Source organism: Pseudomonas sp. FSL W5-0299 (assembly GCF_005930655.1).
Classification (GTDB): domain Bacteria; phylum Pseudomonadota; class Gammaproteobacteria; order Pseudomonadales; family Pseudomonadaceae; genus Aquipseudomonas; species Aquipseudomonas mandelii.
The window spans coordinates 115,644-130,791 of the sequence record NZ_RXHX01000012.1; the positions used below are offsets into that span (position 1 = coordinate 115,644).

Sequence of the window (15,148 nt, forward strand, 5' to 3'; positions counted from 1 at the left end):
TGCCCAAGGATGGGATGCACTTCCTCCCCGTAATTTGAGAGAAGCGACCCTTGAGTGAGACAGCAACCGTTGCATACGAAGACTCCCCATCAAAAACGTCAGGAGTGGGCTTGCTCGTCGCCGCTGTCGGAGTGGTTTACGGGGACATTGGCACCAGCCCCCTCTACACGCTGAAAGAAGTATTTTCCGGCCACTACGGCGTCCAGGTAAACCATGACGGCGTGCTGGGCATTCTGTCGTTGATCTTTTGGTCACTGATCTGGGTCGTCTCGATCAAATACGTACTGTTCATCCTGCGTGCCAACAATCAGGGTGAAGGCGGCATCATGGCGTTGACGGCCTTAGCCCGTCGTGCGGCCGCACCTTATCCGCACATGAGCAAGGTCCTGGTGTTGCTCGGCCTGTTCGGTGCGGCACTTTTTTACGGGGACAGCATGATCACCCCGGCTATTTCGGTGCTCTCTGCGGTCGAAGGACTTCAGCTGGCGTTTGACGGGATAGAGCACTGGGTCGTGCCCTTGTCAGTGATCGTGTTGGTGGCGCTGTTCTTGATCCAGAAACATGGCACGGCCCGAATCGGCATCCTGTTTGGCCCTGTCATGGTGCTGTGGTTTGTGGTGTTGGATGCACTCGGTGTCTACGGTATTTTTGAGCGCCCCGAAGTCCTGCAAGCGCTCAACCCCGCTTGGGCCGTGCAATTTTTCGTGGTTCATCCGGGCATGGGTGTAGCGATTTTGGGCGCTGTCGTGTTGGCACTGACCGGTGCTGAGGCGCTGTATGCCGACATGGGCCACTTTGGTCGCAAACCGATTGCCCGTGCCTGGTTCATTCTGGTGTTGCCAGGGTTGGTACTCAATTATTTTGGCCAGGGAGCCTTGATCCTGGGCAACCCGGAGGCTGTGCGCAATCCGTTCTACCTTCTGGCTCCCGAGTGGGCACTGCTGCCGATGGTCGCGCTCTCCACGCTGGCAACCATCATCGCGTCTCAAGCCGTGATCTCTGGTGCTTTTTCCCTTACGCGCCAGGCCATCCAGTTAGGGTACGTCCCTCGAATGTTCATCCAGCACACTTCGAGCAAGGAGCAGGGGCAAATTTACATCGGCACGGTTAACTGGGCGTTGATGGTCGGTGTTGTGCTGCTTGTGATCGGCTTCGAGTCGTCCAGTGCCTTGGCCGCTGCCTATGGGGTCGCTGTGACGGGCACCATGTTGATCACCACCATTTTATCTTCAGCTGTCGTCCTGCTTCTTTGGAAAACGCCTCGCTGGCTGGCCATCCCGATGCTGATCGGATTTTTGCTGGTAGACGGCCTGTACTTCGCTGCCAATGCGCCGAAGATTTTTCAGGGCGGAGCGTTTCCCGTGATCGCCGGTATTGGCCTGTTCATTTTGATGACCACTTGGAAGCGAGGGCGAAAAATCATCGTCGAGCGGTTGGACGAGACCGCGCTGCCTCTGCCGTTGTTCATCAGCAGCATTCGTTCGCAGCCTCCGCATCGGGTGCAGGGAACGGCGGTTTTTCTGACGGCCAGGGCCGATGCTGTTCCGCATGCGCTACTGCACAATCTGCTGCATAACCAGGTTTTGCACGAGCAGGTGGTACTTCTAACCGTGGTGTCTGAAGACAGTCCTCGGGTGTCTGCTGATCGACGGTTTGAGGTTGAAGCCTATGGCGAAGGGTTCTTCCGAGTCAGTCTGCACTTCGGTTTCATGGAGGAGCCCGATATACCGACGGCCTTAAGTCTTTGTCACTTGAATGAGCTGGATTTCAGCCCGATGCGCACGACCTATTTCCTCAGTCGGGAGACGGTGATCCCTACCAAGCGCATTGGGATGGCGCGCTGGCGAGAAAGTCTGTTCGCGTTCCTGCTGAAAAACGCCAACAGCAACCTGAAATATTTCAGATTGCCACTAAACAGGGTGATTGAACTGGGGACTCAGGTGGAGATGTAAGGACAAACAAGGACGCGAATATGGTCAGTTCACTCACAGAGTTTCTGTGAGTGTCTTGAGGTGCAGATTGAGCTGTCCGATCCGGCGGGCCGGTATGGTCGCTGGAACGCGCGCGGGATCAGCGTGTATGTCATCGGCGTATTGATCCAGTTGCCTTTCGTCGACACGCATTTCTACTCCGGGCCGATGGTCGCGCAGCTCGGCGGTGTCGATGTTTCCTGGATCGTGGGACTGGTGGTGCCGGGCATTCTCTACTACCTGATGGCGAGAACATCAGCGCTGGCGGTGTTGCCTGAGCAGCCTTCAAGGGCCTGAATCAACGACTTACAAAGTGAATGTCCCGGTTACCGGCAGGTCTTGAAGCGTCTCCTATACTGATGCGCGTTGATCGGTTCAACACAGATCCCGAATGCCGTTGGAACAGCGACTGGCGTTGCGACGGCCTCCCTACGAACTCACAGTCAGGAGAACGATATGACCATCCGCATTGGCGACGAAGCACCGGACTTTACCGTCGAAAGCACCGAGGGCACGCTGCATTTCCATGAGTGGATCGGCGACAAGTGGGCGATTCTGTTCTCGCATCCCAAGGACTTCACCCCGGTGTGCACCACTGAACTCGGTTACATGGCAGGGCTCAAGCCAGAGTTCGATAAACGCAACACCAAGATCGTCGGGCTCAGCGTCGACCCCGTCAGCAATCATGCGAGCTGGGCCAAGGACATCGAAGAAACCCAGGGGCATGCGGTCAACTACCCCATGATCGGCGACGAAAACCTGGTGGTGGCCAAGCTCTACGACATGATCCATCCGAATGCCAGCGGCGGCGCACGCACCGCAGTGGACAACGCCACGGTGCGTTCCGTGTTCATCATCGGGCCGGACAAGAAGGTCAAGGCGATGCTCATCTACCCGATGAGCGCCGGGCGCAACTTTGATGAGGTATTGCGTCTGCTCGATGCACTGCAACTGAACGCCAAGCACACCGTTGCCACGCCGGTGAACTGGCGTCCGGGTGAGGATGTGATCATTCCGACTTCCGTCTCTGACGAGGACGCGAAGAAGAAATACCCGGATGGTTTCAAAACGGTGAAACCTTATTTGCGCACGGTGGCGCAACCCAAGTAACCCCTAGGGAGACCCCAGGCATGGCCGTCCAAGTCTTGCGCGTCGAGGCAACGCACATCGACAAAATCGCCCCCCTCTTCGACGCTTATCGAGGCTTCTACGGCCAGCCCTCGAACCTGCCGCAATCCCGGGACTTCATCGCCGAACGCATTGACCGGGAGGAATCCGTGATCTTTTTCGCATCGGACCTTTGCGGTGATGCGCTGGGGTTCGTCCAACTGTACCCGACGTTTTCCTCCATCGACGCCCACCGCACCTGGTTGCTCAGCGACCTGTTCACCAAACCCGAATCCAGGGGGCAGGGCGTGGGCAGGTTACTGATGAACGCTGCCCGAGCCTTTGCGCTGTCGACCGGCGCCAAGGGCATGGTGCTGGAAACGGCCACGGATAATGTGGGGGCGCAACGGTTGTATGAATCGTTGGGTTACGTGCGCGACACGGGGTATTACACCTACTGCCTTGATTTGAAGCAGGGCTGACCAAGGCAGCCGCTACAGGGCTCCGTGATTAGCCGGCCGGAACCTGTTATCCAGCACTCGATTCACCTCTTCCATCAACGCTGAGGCAACTTCCATCGCTCGCGCAATTGCTCATATTCCCCCTCAGGCATCTGCACCAACACCGGAGACTCACGGGGATTCAGCCACTCGAACAACCGCGAAATATCCCCCTGATCCATTGCCGTACACCCCAACGTAGGCGAAGCAGGTCCCCGCCAGATATGGAAAAAGATGCACGAACCTGCACCCGGTGACGCTGGCGTGTTGTGCTCGATAAAGATCCCTTTGCGATACCCAGCCTCTTCGCGCATCTGCTCGGAACTGTTCCAGTCCTTGGCTATCGCCGCGCCGTCGACCAATTCGTTGTAACGTTCGGATTTTCTGTCATCCACACACTCTGTGGTCGAGGTCAGCGCAAGATAAGGCAGCTTTGTCGCGGCCGTCGCGTCATAACCAAACGCAGTCCCGAGTCTGAAGATCCCGGCAGGTGCTTTCCCATCACCTTCACGTTTGACCGGTCCTTCACCAGGCTCAACGTTGCCCAACCCTTTACCCCACGCCATCCCGTTCTTGCCGACCACCACCGCAAAGCCGTCGCCGACTTTTCGAAAGCTGGCCCCGTCTCGTTCATAGCGCTGGGCGATGCCCTGAATGTCATCCCAGTTTTTTGTGGTGACCACAATCAATTGGTGACTGCTGTCCAGTACCTCGTTGGTACTCAGCGGTGTGATGGGAAAATCCATCACGTTCTTCGGCGCTCCGTCTCCACCGAAAGTGAAGTGCCACCATTCTTTCGAGTAACCGGCGAAACCCTCTTTCTCCATGGCGCTGCTGAGCCGCTGACGGTTTTCCTTTGCCGTCGCATTGATCGTCGGGTTGGCGGTGTGCGCACGCTCATCGAAGCAATCGTACCCGGTGCCCATGTCGAGTGCGCCGTCGCGCCAGCGCTGGGCATAAGGCGCGGTGCAATCGACTTGCGCGGCCTTGGGTATCCAGGTGTCGGCGGGCAGAGCCTTGGGGCCGATGAGCGTCAGGTCCACGGTTGAGCCTCTGGAGTGATTCGACACCCGCGCCACATACCCCAGCCGCCAGAAGTCCTGCTTGTCGACGCGCGGATAGAACTCGGCTTTGCGCGGGTTCCCCGGCTCAGTCGCGAAGCGGCCCATATCGGCCACCGCACGGCTGGGTCGATAGCAGTCGAACACCTTCAAGCCGTAGCCTTGCTTTTGAAGTGCCCGTTGCACCCGGGCGAGGGCCTGGGCGGTGTCCAGCGACAGCAGGCACTCGGCGGCATCGTATCCGTCGAGCGAGTGTCCGGTGAAGTTGTGGGCGCTGGCGTAGCGGATATCTTGCTCGATGGTGGGGTCAATCGTGCGCAGATAAACCATGTTGTCGGGTCTGGGCCCGGCATTGGCGATGCCTGGCAGGATGGCGCTCTGCAACAGCAGTGACCGCAGCCATGTGCGGGCGGGCTGGCGGGGGCATTGAACCGGTAAGGGTGGCGAGGAGGGCATACGAACCTTCAGGTTTAAGCGCATGAAGTGGTTATCAAGTCCGGAGGACGCTTCAAACGATCTTAAACCATGACCGCCAGTGTCTGGCTGATTCATATTGGGTGCAGGCATTACGATGGAAAACGCAAAGGCGCCCGCGATGCTGTCGCGGACGCCACGTTCAGGCGGGTCTTCAGGCCACCGGAATCATCGGGTCGGCCGCTGCCAGAGCGGTGGCACGATCAGCGGCGAAGTTGCCAAGGTCGTCGGTCGCGGCATAGGCGACGTCGCCGGCAGCATAGACATGCGTCTGGCCCAATACCTTCAGGTTCTCATCGACGTGCAAGCGCCCTTGTGGGTCGCGATCGCTGGTCAGGTGTTCGGTCAGCGGGCTGGCGCGGAAACCGACGGTCCAGATCACCGTCCACTGCCGCGACAGTGGCGTTGACCACCCATTCGACGCCCAGGTGTTCGGACGCTTCGATGATGGAGGGACGAATGCCATCCCCCATCGTCGCGCCGATCTGCGGCGCACGGTCGACAATGATCACGCGCACATCTTGATCGTCACCGAGCACGGCCCGCAGGCGCGCCGGCATTTCGGTGCCGGTCTCGATGCTGTCGTAGACGCTCAAGCTGCAATAGCTGAAAAAGAGGCATTTTGCTGGCCCCGAAGCGTCACGGTTATCGCCAAAATCCACTTCATTTTCAGGTGGTTAGGCGGAATGCAATTGCGAAGAGTATTTGTCACGATGATCTCGTTTGCCCTGGCCAGCGTTGCAGCTTCTGCCCAAGCCAAGGAACTGGCGTCCAATGACCGGTATATGTGCAGCTGGGGGGCGGGCACGGCGGCGAGGGCCCAGGAACTCAAGCTGGCCGGGGTCTCCCTGTATGCCGCCCGGCAGAAGCTACAGGCCTACAAATTCAGCAAGGCGTGGATGCGCATGATGGCGATGGGCATCACCGAACAGACTTACGACAGCAAGTCGCGGTTCAAGCCAGCGGATGTCCGGCAGAATTTTTATGAAGAGTGCGTGCGCTACAAACTGGTGCGCAAGTAAAACTGAGGTGTAGGACCCACCGCAATTCCCTGTGGGAGCGAGCCTGCTCGCGATAGCGGTGTGTCAATCAACATTGATATCAGCTGATCCACCGCATTCGCGAGCAGGCTCGCTCCCACAGGGTTATGCGGTGTTGATCGGGCTTTCAGTTCAGTTCAGGCACTGCGCGCCGGCCTTGGCCACTTGTGCATCCTGCTCGGCCTTGACGCCGGACACGCCGACCGCGCCGATCACCTGGCCATCGACGATGATTGGTACGCCACCTTCCAGGGACGTCAGCAACGGCGCGGACAAAAACGCGTAGCGTCCACCGTTGACCATCTCTTCATAGCCTTTCGATTCCCGTCGGCCAAGGGCTGAGGTGCGGGCCTTTTCGGTCGCGATGTAGGCGCCGATCGGGGCGCACCCGTCGAGGCGCTCCAGGGCCAAAGGATGGCCTCCGTCGTCGACAATCACGATGGTCACGGCCCATTGATTATTCTGTGCTTCGTTGCGTGCGGCGCTGAGAATCCGGCTGACTTCGGTCTGGCTGAGGACGGCTTTGCTTTTCATGGGGATACTCCGGGGTTCGATGAGGGCAACGCGGCTTCGACCAGTTCGATCCAGTGGCGCACAGGGGTTCGGCCCGCGCCGTCAAGGTGGGACTGACAGCCGATATTGGCCGTGACAATGACTTCGGGATGACCGCTTTCCAGCGCATTGAGCTTGTTGTCGCGCAGTTGCCGGGACAGCTCCGGTTGGGTCAGCGAATAGGTGCCCGCCGAGCCGCAACACAGGTGACCGTCGGGAACGAACGTGAGGTTGAAACCCAGGCGCGTCAGCAGCGCCTCAACCGATCCGCCGAGTTTCTGTGCGTGCTGCAAGGTGCAGGGGCAATGGAAGGCCAGGCGCTGGTCGCTGTGGATGCCGAGCTGGTCCAGCGGCTCCTCGCCCAACACTTCAACCAGATCCTTGGCCAGTGCGCTGACCTTTCTGGCCTTCTCGGCATACGCCGGATCGGTGCTGAGCAGGTGGCCGTAGTCTTTGATGAAGGCACCGCAACCGCTGGCGGTTTGCACGATGGCCTCGGCGCCTTGTTCAATGCTCGGCCACCACGCGTCTATATTGCGGCGCGCGCGATCAAGGCCGGCCGCCTGGGCGTCCAGGTGATAATCGACCGCGCCGCAGCAACCGGCCTCGCGCGCCGGTGTCACGCTGATCCCCAGTCGATCCAGGACACGCGCGGTGGCCGCGTTGGTGTTCGGCGACAGACTCGGCTGCACGCACCCTTCCAGCATCAGCACCTGTCGGGTGTGGCGGGCGGTCGGACGTTGTTTGGCCGGATACACACGGCGCGGCAGCTTGGCTCGCAGCGTGTCGGGCAGCAGCGCACGGAACACCTGACCGCTGCTGAGCAGCGCTTTGAACAACCCCGGGTTGGGTACGATGCTGCGCAAGCCTTCGCGCAACAAGCGTTGGTCGAGCGAACGCGGCACAGCCGCATCGACCACCGCGCGGCCGATGTCGAGCAAGTTGTGATAGTCGACGCCCGAGGGGCAGGTGGTTTCGCAGTTACGGCAAGACAGGCAGCGATCCAGATGCTGTTGGGTCTTCTGGGTGACCTCGTTGCCTTCCAGCACCTGTTTGATCAGGTAGATGCGCCCGCGCGGCCCGTCCAGTTCATCGCCGAGCAGTTGATAGGTGGGGCAGGTGGCGTTGCAGAAACCGCAGTGCACACACGTGCGCAGGATGCTTTCGGCTTCTTCGGCGCGGGGCAGTTGGCGGGCCTGTTCGCTCAAGGTGGTCTGCATGGGTCAAAGCTCCGCGTACAGGCGACCGGGGTTGAAGATGCCCCGTGGATCGAGTTGGTCCTTCAAGTTGCGGTGATAGCGCATCAGCGCGTCCGGCAACGGTTGGAAGGGGCTGTCGATCAGGCCGTGGCTGTAGCAGGTCACGTGCCCGCCGACTTCAGCGACGACCTTGCGGATGAACGCCGCTTCGGCATCGGATTTGAGCCAGCGCTGGGCGCCGCCCCAGTCGATCATTTGCAGGCCGGGCAGGGACAGTCGAGGCGTGTTGTGCGGGACCGACAGGCGCCACAGCGGCTGGTCTTCATCAAAGAAGCTCAGTCGATGTTCGTTGAGATCCGCCCAATACGAAGCGTCCAGCACTTCGCCACCCAAGCGGTCATGCGCCGCTGCCACCGAACCTTCGCCACCTTCAAGCCGCAAGTGCAGGCGCTGACCGTCGTGGCACGCGGCGCTGATCGGCAGCGGTTGCTGGCCCCATTCGGCGAGGCGCAGCAAGGCACGATCGCTGTCCATTTCCAGGCTGATGCTTAACGCTTGCCGAGGTTTCGGCAGCACTTTCAGCGAGACTTCAGTGATCACACCCAGTGCGCCATAACTGCCGGCCATCAAGCGCGACAAATCGTAGCCGGCGACGTTTTTCATGACTTCGCCGCCGAAGCGCAAATGCTTGCCGTGGCCGGTGATGACCCGTGTCCCGAGCACAAAGTCCCTGACCGAGCCTGACCACGGGCGCCGCGGCCCGGACAGTCCACTGGCAATCATCCCGCCCACGGTGGCGCCGTCTCCGAAGGAGGGTGGTTCGCACGGCAGCATCTGCTGCGCCGCATCCAGCACATCGGCCAGTTCTGCCAACGGCGTGCCGCAGCGTGCGGTGATCACCAATTCGGTCGGGTCGTAGCTGACGATGCCTCGGTGGCTGCGGGTGTCGAGCACTTCGCCCGCCGCGATACGGCCCAGAAACGCTTTGCTGTTGGCGCCCTGGATCCGCAGGGGCGTGGCGTTTTGCAGGGCCTGATTAACCTGGTCCAGTAGCGCGCCGCTGTCATCGATGTCGTGTTCGCTGCGCATCAGAATCGCTCCAGATCAGGGAAGGGCATCTGACCCAGGTGTACGTGCATCGCGCCGAATTCGGCGCAGCGATGCAGCGTCGGAATGTTCTTGCCAGGGTTGAGCAGGCCGCCCGGATCGAACGCGGCTTTGACGGCATGAAACAGGGTCAGTTCGTCGCTGTTGAACTGCGCGCACATCTGATTGATTTTCTCGCGGCCGACCCCGTGTTCACCGGTGATGCTGCCGCCGACTTTCACGCACAATTCGAGGATCTTGCCGCCCAGGACTTCGGCGCGGTCGAGTTCGCCGGGTTGGTTGGCGTCGAACAGAATCAGCGGGTGCATGTTGCCGTCACCGGCATGGAAAACGTTGGCCACCCGCAGGTCGTATTCAGCCGACAGCGCGGCAATCGCCTGCAGCACGCCGGGCAGCTCGCGGCGCGGGATCGTCCCGTCCATGCAGTAATAATCCGGCGAGAGGCGGCCCACTGCCGGGAACGCATTCTTGCGCCCGGCCCAGAAGCGCACGCGTTCCGCCTCATCCCTGGCCTGGCGGACTTCGGTGGCGCCGGCCTGTTCCAGCACCTGGCGCACACGGTCGCAGTCATCGTGGACGTCGGCTTCGACGCCATCGAGCTCGCACAGCAGAATGGCTTCGGCGTCGACCGGATAACCGGCGTGAATAAAATCTTCTGCGGCGCGAATGGCCAGGTTGTCCATCATTTCCAGACCGCCCGGAATGATGCCGGCGGCAATAATGTCGCCGACTGCACGACCCGCCTTTTCGACGGAATCGAACGCTGCCAGCAGCACCTTGGCGGTTTGCGGTTTGGGCAGCAGTTTGACCGTGACTTCGGTGATCACCCCCAGCATGCCTTCGGAACCGGTAAACAACGCCAGCAGGTCAAACCCGGGCGAGTCGAGCGCTTCGGAGCCCAGGCTCAGGTGTTCGCCATCGACGGTGAGGATGTCGACCTTGAGCAGGTTGTGCACGGTCAGGCCGTATTTCAGGCAATGCACGCCACCGGCGTTTTCGGCCACGTTGCCGCCGATTGAACAGGCGATCTGCGAGGAGGGGTCCGGCGCGTAATACAGGCCGAACGGTGCGGCGGCCTGGGAAATCGCCAGGTTGCGCACGCCCGGTTGAACCCGCGCCGTGCGTGCGGCGGGGTCGATGTGCAGGATGTTGTTGAAACGCGCCATCACCAGCAGTACGCCTTTTTCGAGCGGTAGAGCACCGCCGGACAAACCGGTGCCGGCGCCGCGAGCAACCACCGGGACGTGAAACTCATGGCAGAGCTTGAGCACACCCTGGACTTCGTCGATATGGCGCGGCAGCACCACCAGCATCGGTGTAGTGCGGTAAGCGGACAGTCCGTCGCATTCATACGGCTTGAGTTCTTCGCGCTGATGCAGGACTTCCAGGTCCGGCAGGCGAGCGCTCAGTGCCTGGAGCAGGGCGGCTCTGTCGACATCAGGCAGAACGCCGTCGACGCGTTCATCGTAGAGGATGTTCATAGGCGGTTCACGACCCTCCGTTTGTTTTTATTAGAGGTCTGTTTGCGGTGAAAGCTCACTTGCATCATTGGCCTGACGCGACCTACTGTCCATGTGTTGTTTGAGTGGTCGAACCAGTTCTTCAGGGGTTGTTTCCCCGTTTTTGAGAAAAATAACTGCCTATACATAAACTTAGGGTTGTATTCGAACGTGACGGGTTTTGCCGGTGAGGCTGGTCATACCAGTGGGAGGTTCGATGGAGAGTGCGAAAGTGACCCGTAATCCTCAAGTCGCAGACGTGGTCTGTGAGCGCATAGAACGCCTGATCGTCGACGGGGTCCTCAAGACCGGGCAATTGTTGCCTTCGGAACGGCGCCTGACCGAAAAACTCGGCGTCTCGCGCACGGCGCTGCGCGAGGGCCTGAAGTTGTTGCGCGCCCGGGGGATTATCAAGACGGAGCAGGGCAAGGGATCCTTTGTCGCTGATCTGTCGGGCCACGGCGCCGCATCGCCGCTGATGCATTTGTTCAGCTCACAACCGCGCACACTTTACGATTTGTTCGAGGTGCGCAGCCTGCTTGAGGGAGAGTCCGCTCGCCTGGCCGCCTTGCGCGGGACCGAGGCGGATTTTGTCCTCATCACCCGCAGCTATGAAGCGCTGCTCGATGCCCGCACGCGGTCGATGGAAGCGAGCGAACACGCCCGGCTCGATCATGCCTTTCACTTGGCGATCTGCGAGGCTTCGCACAACCCGGTGCTGGTGCAAACCTTGCGCTCGCTGACGGACTTGCTGCTCAACACCGTGTTTGCCTCGGTCAACAACCTCTACCACCGCGCACCGCAAAAACGCCAGATCGACCGTCAGCACGCCCGGCTCTACAACGCCGTGACCGGCCGCATGCCGGAGCAGGCGCGCAAGGCGGCCATCGCGCACATCCAGAGCATCTGCGAGAACCTCAGGGAAATCGAAAGCGAGGAGCAGCGTCTGGTCCGGGCCACGCTACGCCTGGAAGGGTGGGCGTGAGGCCTGCCGTTTTTGAGTGATGGCCTTTTACTATTGCTGGCAAGGCTCTAGAATTCGCGGCCGCCCTCTGGTGTGGAGGCGCAATGCCATCATTTAAAGGAGTTGTCATGCAATTTGGGAAAATTCTAGGGTTGGCCTTGGTGCTCGGGCTAAGTGGTTGCGCCAGCTTTACCAAAGACGAAGTCGCTCCGGTCAATTTGCCATCGATGGCCAGTTATTCGAACAAACCGAATGTCTACGTAGACTTCGATTTCTATCAAGGCGAGCCGAAAAGCGCTTCAGCCGTTGAAATGCCGCAAGCACGCGACATGCTAAAGCCGGAGCTGCAAAAAGTGCTGACCGATTCCGGTCTGTTCGGTCGCGTCACACTGGACGAGTTCCAGAAGCAGCCGGGTGATTACAACCTGCGCTTGAAGGTTTACAACCATCCACCGGGCGGTGGTCAGATGGTCATGGCCTTTATCAGTGGCCTGACGTTTACCGTCATCCCGACACTGGCGACCGACCAATACACCATGAGCCTGGAGACGCTGGATTCCCAAGGGCAGACGCTGACCAACGCGAGCAACCATGACGGAATCAATACCTGGATGGGCATCTGGTTTGTGCCGTTGATGGCCAACACCCCGAAAGAGGCAATCAGCGATACCTTCAGCCGCCAGGTCAATGCTCTGCTCAAGCAAGTCGTCGAGAGCAAAAGCCTGAAATACTCGGCACTCGATGCACATGTGCCGCGGGCCTGACAAAAAACAAGAGCCGCACAAGCGGCTCTTTTTTTGCCCTTACTTGAGGGCTTGAATGAACTGCGGGTCGCTGTACAACGTCTTCAGCAAATCACGAACCATCGGGTTGTAGGCATTGGCCGCATTGGGGATCGCAATGGCGCCGAAAAAGCTGCTGTCCCACTGGCGGCTGACATCCTTGGTCGCGTCGTAAACCACCTCGTTGCCCTTGAGCAATGTAAAGCGCGCAGCAAGCTGGCCCGTGCCAGTGCCCATGCCTGCGGTCAGTTCATTCTTGACGACCAGCACATCCAGATGTCGCTGAGCTTGCGGGTTCAGCAGGCCCGCCCGACCCAGTTCTTCGGTAATCGCGTCCTGTATATGTTGCGTGATACTGCCGCTCGGCGAGCTGATCGGGTTGGCCCGGACTGTCAGTGAGCCCTTACCGGCATCCGCCTTGACCAGAGCATTGCTGATCGATTGCAAGGGTGGGGTTTGCTTGAGCTGTTGGACGTTTTCAAAGCTCGGCTCATAACGGGTCATGGTCACGCCACAACCTTGCAGCAACAGGGCGAACAGAGGGACCAACAATAGAAGTTTTTTCACGGCGTTTCCTTACGTGAGTGTTACCGGGGGCAGGATTATCGACTGATGGCATATGGCTAGCAACTCGCTTTTAAACGTCGCTCAGAGAAGCGTTGCGCACAGGGCAAGTTGTTTCCCTTAAGTTGATTGGGCTGTCGATTACCCCTGGAAACGGCACGACTGTCGTAAAAACGACCTGTTTACGCTGAACGCGAACCCTGTTCACTTTTCTGTTGAACGAGTGTTCAGCTTCGACTATGTTCGTTCCACCTCCCCGGCTGGTTGCGCGGGCTTGCGTTTCTTCTTTTCGAACGAGGCACTGGCATGCGGTTTTCACCCTTTGTTGAGCGGATTTCTGGCGACGGTGTAGCGGCCTGGGATATTCACAATGCGGCATTTGAAGCCCAGCGCCGCGGTGAGGATGTGATTATTCTCAGCGTCGGCGACCCGGATTTCCCCACCCCCGACTTCATCACCGATGCCGCGATTCATGCACTGCGTGAGGGTGACACCCATTACACCGAGATCGCCGGTCGCCAGGCTTTGCGGGAAGCCATCGCCGCTCGGTACAGCGTGCTGTTTGACCGTGAGGTGACGGCGCCAAACGTCATCATTTCGGCGGGGGCACAGAACGCGCTGTTCATCACCTCGATGTGCCTGCTCAATACCGGCGACGAAGTGATTGCCCTGGACCCGATGTACGTGACCTATGAGGCAACGCTCAAGGCGTCCGGCGCCACGCTGGTGCGCGTGCCGTGCTCGGCGGATTCAGGTTTCCGGCTCGATGCCGCCGTACTGGCCAAGGCCATCACCCCGCGCACCCGGGCGCTGTTCTTCTCCAATCCGAATAATCCGACCGGTGTGGTGCTCAACCGCGAAGAGCTGCAAGCCATCGCCGACCTCGCCATCCAGTACGACCTGTGGGTCGTGGTGGACGAGGTCTATGAAAGCCTGACCTTCGAACGCGAGCACCTCAGCCTGGCCGCGTTGCCGGGCATGGCCGAGCGCTGCGTAGTGATCGGCAGCCTGTCCAAATCCCACGCGATGACCGGCTGGCGTACCGGTTGGATCGTTGCCGATGAAGCCCTCGTGGCTCACGCCGAAACCCTGGTGTTGAGCATGCTTTACGGTTTGCCGGGCTTTGTCATGGAGGCTGCGCTCAAGGCAGTTCAAGCCCATGAAGAGGTGACCCACGGCATGCGCGACATCTATCGCCGTCGTCGCGATCTGGTGGTGACCAGCCTGTCGGATTGCCCGGGAATTTCTGTGCTCACTCCCGATGCCGGCATGTTCGTGCTGGTGGACGTGCGTGACACCGGCCTGACCTCTCTGGAGTTCGCCTGGCGGCTGTTGCGCGAGGCGCGTGTCTCGGTGCTGGATGCGGCGGCGTTCGGCGAGCCGGCCCAGGGCTTTGTGCGGCTCTCGTTCACTCTGGGTGAAGAACGACTGGCCCAGGCCTGCCAGCGCATTCGCGACTTTGTGCGGGTGTTGAAAGGCGAAGCGCCGCGGCCGGTGATCAGCCGTGTGACCTGCGAAGCGGCGGTTGAGCCGGTCAAGCCCAAAACCATGATCGAAGTCGATGGCCTGCACAAACGCTTTGGCAATATCGAGGTCCTCAAAGGCGTTTCCCTTACTGCTCGCGAAGGTGATGTGATCTCACTGATCGGTGCCAGCGGCTCGGGCAAAAGCACCTTGCTGCGCTGCATCAATATGCTCGAAGTGCCGGACCAGGGGCGCATTCTGGTGGACGGCGAAAGCATTCACCTGAACTTCGATCGTCCCGGCACGCCGTTGGTGAAGGACGCCAGGCAACTGGTGCGTATCCGTTCGAGCCTGGGCATGGTGTTCCAGAACTTCAACCTCTGGCCCCATCGCACGGTGCTGGAAAACCTCATCGAGGCGCCGACCCAGGTCCTGCGTGAAAGCCGTGCGGAGGCCACTGAACGGGCCGAAGCCTTGCTCGAACGCGTGGGACTGGCGGCCAAGCGCAACGAGTACCCGGCGTTTCTCTCCGGGGGACAGCAGCAGCGGGTGGCCATCGCCCGGGCCCTGGCCATGCGGCCCAAGGTCATGCTGTTCGATGAACCCACCTCGGCACTCGACCCGGAACTGGTCGGCGAAGTGCTGCGGGTGATCCGCTCCCTCGCGGAAGAAGGCCGGACCATGATCCTGGTGACCCATGAAATGGCTTTCGCCCGCGATGTCTCTTCCCAAGTCGCCTACCTGCACCAAGGGCTGATCGAGGAAACCGGTTCGCCGGACGACGTGTTTGTACACCCACGCAGCGAGCGTTGCCGACAATTCGTCAACGCTCATCAGACTCGCTGAAAACATCATAAAAAGACGG

Annotated in this window: 13 protein-coding genes and 2 pseudogenes; 8 read left to right on the forward strand and 7 right to left on the reverse strand. The window is 60.0% G+C overall.

Features of this window, described 5'->3' with window-relative positions; all coding sequences use genetic code 11:
• The first annotated feature begins 50 nt into the window (after positions 1–50).
• The 4 genes and pseudogenes from FHL16_RS16985 to FHL16_RS17000 all read left to right on the forward strand — a co-directional run bounded on the left by FHL16_RS16985 (position 51) and on the right by FHL16_RS17000 (position 3,559).
• Positions 51–1,952 carry a potassium transporter Kup gene (locus FHL16_RS16985; protein WP_077748780.1) on the forward strand — a complete coding sequence of 634 codons (1,902 nt, stop codon included), beginning with the start codon at positions 51–53 and terminating at the stop codon, positions 1,950–1,952.
• A 72-nt stretch (positions 1,953–2,024) separates the two neighbouring features.
• Positions 2,025–2,267, forward strand: a pseudogene (locus tag FHL16_RS16990) (cytosine permease); the annotation flags it as partial.
• A 159-nt stretch (positions 2,268–2,426) separates the two neighbouring features.
• A complete protein-coding gene (locus FHL16_RS16995) occupies positions 2,427–3,080 on the forward strand; it encodes a peroxiredoxin (RefSeq protein ID WP_010459028.1) in 654 nt (217 codons plus the stop codon).
• A 20-nt stretch (positions 3,081–3,100) separates the two neighbouring features.
• Positions 3,101–3,559, forward strand: a complete 459-nt coding sequence (locus FHL16_RS17000; RefSeq protein ID WP_077748781.1) for a GNAT family N-acetyltransferase — start codon at positions 3,101–3,103, stop codon at positions 3,557–3,559.
• A 74-nt stretch (positions 3,560–3,633) separates the two neighbouring features.
• Here the strand turns inward: FHL16_RS17000 and FHL16_RS17005 are convergent, their stop codons facing one another.
• Positions 3,634–5,094, reverse strand: coding sequence for a M15 family metallopeptidase (locus tag FHL16_RS17005; protein WP_077748782.1), 1,461 nt, complete (start codon positions 5,092–5,094; stop codon positions 3,634–3,636).
• Positions 5,095–5,317: 223 nt separating this feature from the next.
• A pseudogene (locus tag FHL16_RS17010) lies at positions 5,318–5,699 on the reverse strand (FAD-dependent oxidoreductase); the annotation flags it as partial.
• Positions 5,700–5,798: 99 nt separating this feature from the next.
• Between FHL16_RS17010 and FHL16_RS17015 the strand changes: the two are divergent.
• Positions 5,799–6,134, forward strand: coding sequence for a hypothetical protein (locus tag FHL16_RS17015; protein WP_371917154.1), 336 nt, complete (start codon positions 5,799–5,801; stop codon positions 6,132–6,134).
• A 150-nt stretch (positions 6,135–6,284) separates the two neighbouring features.
• Here FHL16_RS17015 and FHL16_RS17020 read toward each other — a convergent pair whose 3' ends face one another.
• Genes FHL16_RS17020 through glcD form a run of 4 tightly spaced genes read right to left on the reverse strand, consistent with a single transcriptional unit; the run spans position 6,285 to position 10,491 of the window.
• Positions 6,285–6,686, reverse strand: coding sequence for a heme-binding protein (locus tag FHL16_RS17020; RefSeq protein WP_010459048.1), 402 nt, complete (start codon positions 6,684–6,686; stop codon positions 6,285–6,287).
• Positions 6,683–7,924, reverse strand: coding sequence for a glycolate oxidase subunit GlcF (gene glcF / locus FHL16_RS17025; RefSeq protein ID WP_077748783.1), 1,242 nt, complete (start codon positions 7,922–7,924; stop codon positions 6,683–6,685). The genes FHL16_RS17020 and glcF overlap by 4 nt, the downstream gene beginning before the upstream one ends.
• A gap of 3 nt (positions 7,925–7,927) precedes the next feature.
• A complete protein-coding gene (gene glcE / locus FHL16_RS17030) occupies positions 7,928–8,992 on the reverse strand; it encodes a glycolate oxidase subunit GlcE (RefSeq protein WP_077748784.1) in 1,065 nt (354 codons plus the stop codon).
• The gene (gene glcD, locus FHL16_RS17035) at positions 8,992–10,491 is read right to left on the reverse strand and encodes a glycolate oxidase subunit GlcD (protein WP_077748785.1); all 1,500 of its coding nucleotides are present in this window, start codon (positions 10,489–10,491) and stop codon (positions 8,992–8,994) included. The genes glcE and glcD overlap by 1 nt, the downstream gene beginning before the upstream one ends.
• A gap of 235 nt (positions 10,492–10,726) precedes the next feature.
• On the opposite strand from glcD, the gene glcC reads away from it, so the two are divergent.
• Positions 10,727–11,494 carry a transcriptional regulator GlcC gene (gene glcC / locus FHL16_RS17040; protein WP_077748786.1) on the forward strand — a complete coding sequence of 256 codons (768 nt, stop codon included), beginning with the start codon at positions 10,727–10,729 and terminating at the stop codon, positions 11,492–11,494.
• A 107-nt stretch (positions 11,495–11,601) separates the two neighbouring features.
• Complete coding sequence (locus FHL16_RS17045) at positions 11,602–12,237, forward strand: hypothetical protein (protein ID WP_077748787.1); 636 nt, start codon at positions 11,602–11,604, stop codon at positions 12,235–12,237.
• Positions 12,238–12,276: 39 nt separating this feature from the next.
• Here FHL16_RS17045 and FHL16_RS17050 read toward each other — a convergent pair whose 3' ends face one another.
• Positions 12,277–12,822 (reverse strand): hypothetical protein, encoded by a 546-nt coding sequence (locus FHL16_RS17050; protein ID WP_077748788.1) that lies wholly within the window; start codon positions 12,820–12,822, stop codon positions 12,277–12,279.
• A gap of 303 nt (positions 12,823–13,125) precedes the next feature.
• On the opposite strand from FHL16_RS17050, the gene FHL16_RS34720 reads away from it, so the two are divergent.
• On the forward strand, positions 13,126–15,129 hold the full coding sequence (locus FHL16_RS34720) for an aminotransferase class I/II-fold pyridoxal phosphate-dependent enzyme (protein ID WP_077748789.1): 2,004 nt from the start codon (positions 13,126–13,128) through the stop codon (positions 15,127–15,129).
• Positions 15,130–15,148 lie beyond the last annotated feature (19 nt).

Excerpts from the sequence above, each read along its gene's own strand:
- FHL16_RS16995 (WP_010459028.1), top strand. The coding sequence starts at position 2,427 with ATGACCATCCGCATTGGCGACGAAGCACCGGACTTTACCGTCGAAAGC.
- FHL16_RS17000 (WP_077748781.1), top strand. The coding sequence starts at position 3,101 with ATGGCCGTCCAAGTCTTGCGCGTCGAGGCAACGCACATCGACAAAATC.
- FHL16_RS17005 (WP_077748782.1), bottom strand. The coding sequence starts at position 5,094 with ATGCCCTCCTCGCCACCCTTACCGGTTCAATGCCCCCGCCAGCCCGCC.
- FHL16_RS17015 (WP_371917154.1), top strand. The coding sequence starts at position 5,799 with ATGCAATTGCGAAGAGTATTTGTCACGATGATCTCGTTTGCCCTGGCC.
- FHL16_RS17020 (WP_010459048.1), bottom strand. The coding sequence starts at position 6,686 with ATGAAAAGCAAAGCCGTCCTCAGCCAGACCGAAGTCAGCCGGATTCTC.
- glcF (WP_077748783.1), bottom strand. The coding sequence starts at position 7,924 with ATGCAGACCACCTTGAGCGAACAGGCCCGCCAACTGCCCCGCGCCGAA.
- glcE (WP_077748784.1), bottom strand. The coding sequence starts at position 8,992 with ATGCGCAGCGAACACGACATCGATGACAGCGGCGCGCTACTGGACCAG.
- glcD (WP_077748785.1), bottom strand. The coding sequence starts at position 10,491 with ATGAACATCCTCTACGATGAACGCGTCGACGGCGTTCTGCCTGATGTC.
- glcC (WP_077748786.1), top strand. The coding sequence starts at position 10,727 with ATGGAGAGTGCGAAAGTGACCCGTAATCCTCAAGTCGCAGACGTGGTC.
- FHL16_RS17045 (WP_077748787.1), top strand. The coding sequence starts at position 11,602 with ATGCAATTTGGGAAAATTCTAGGGTTGGCCTTGGTGCTCGGGCTAAGT.
- FHL16_RS34720 (WP_077748789.1), top strand. The coding sequence starts at position 13,126 with ATGCGGTTTTCACCCTTTGTTGAGCGGATTTCTGGCGACGGTGTAGCG.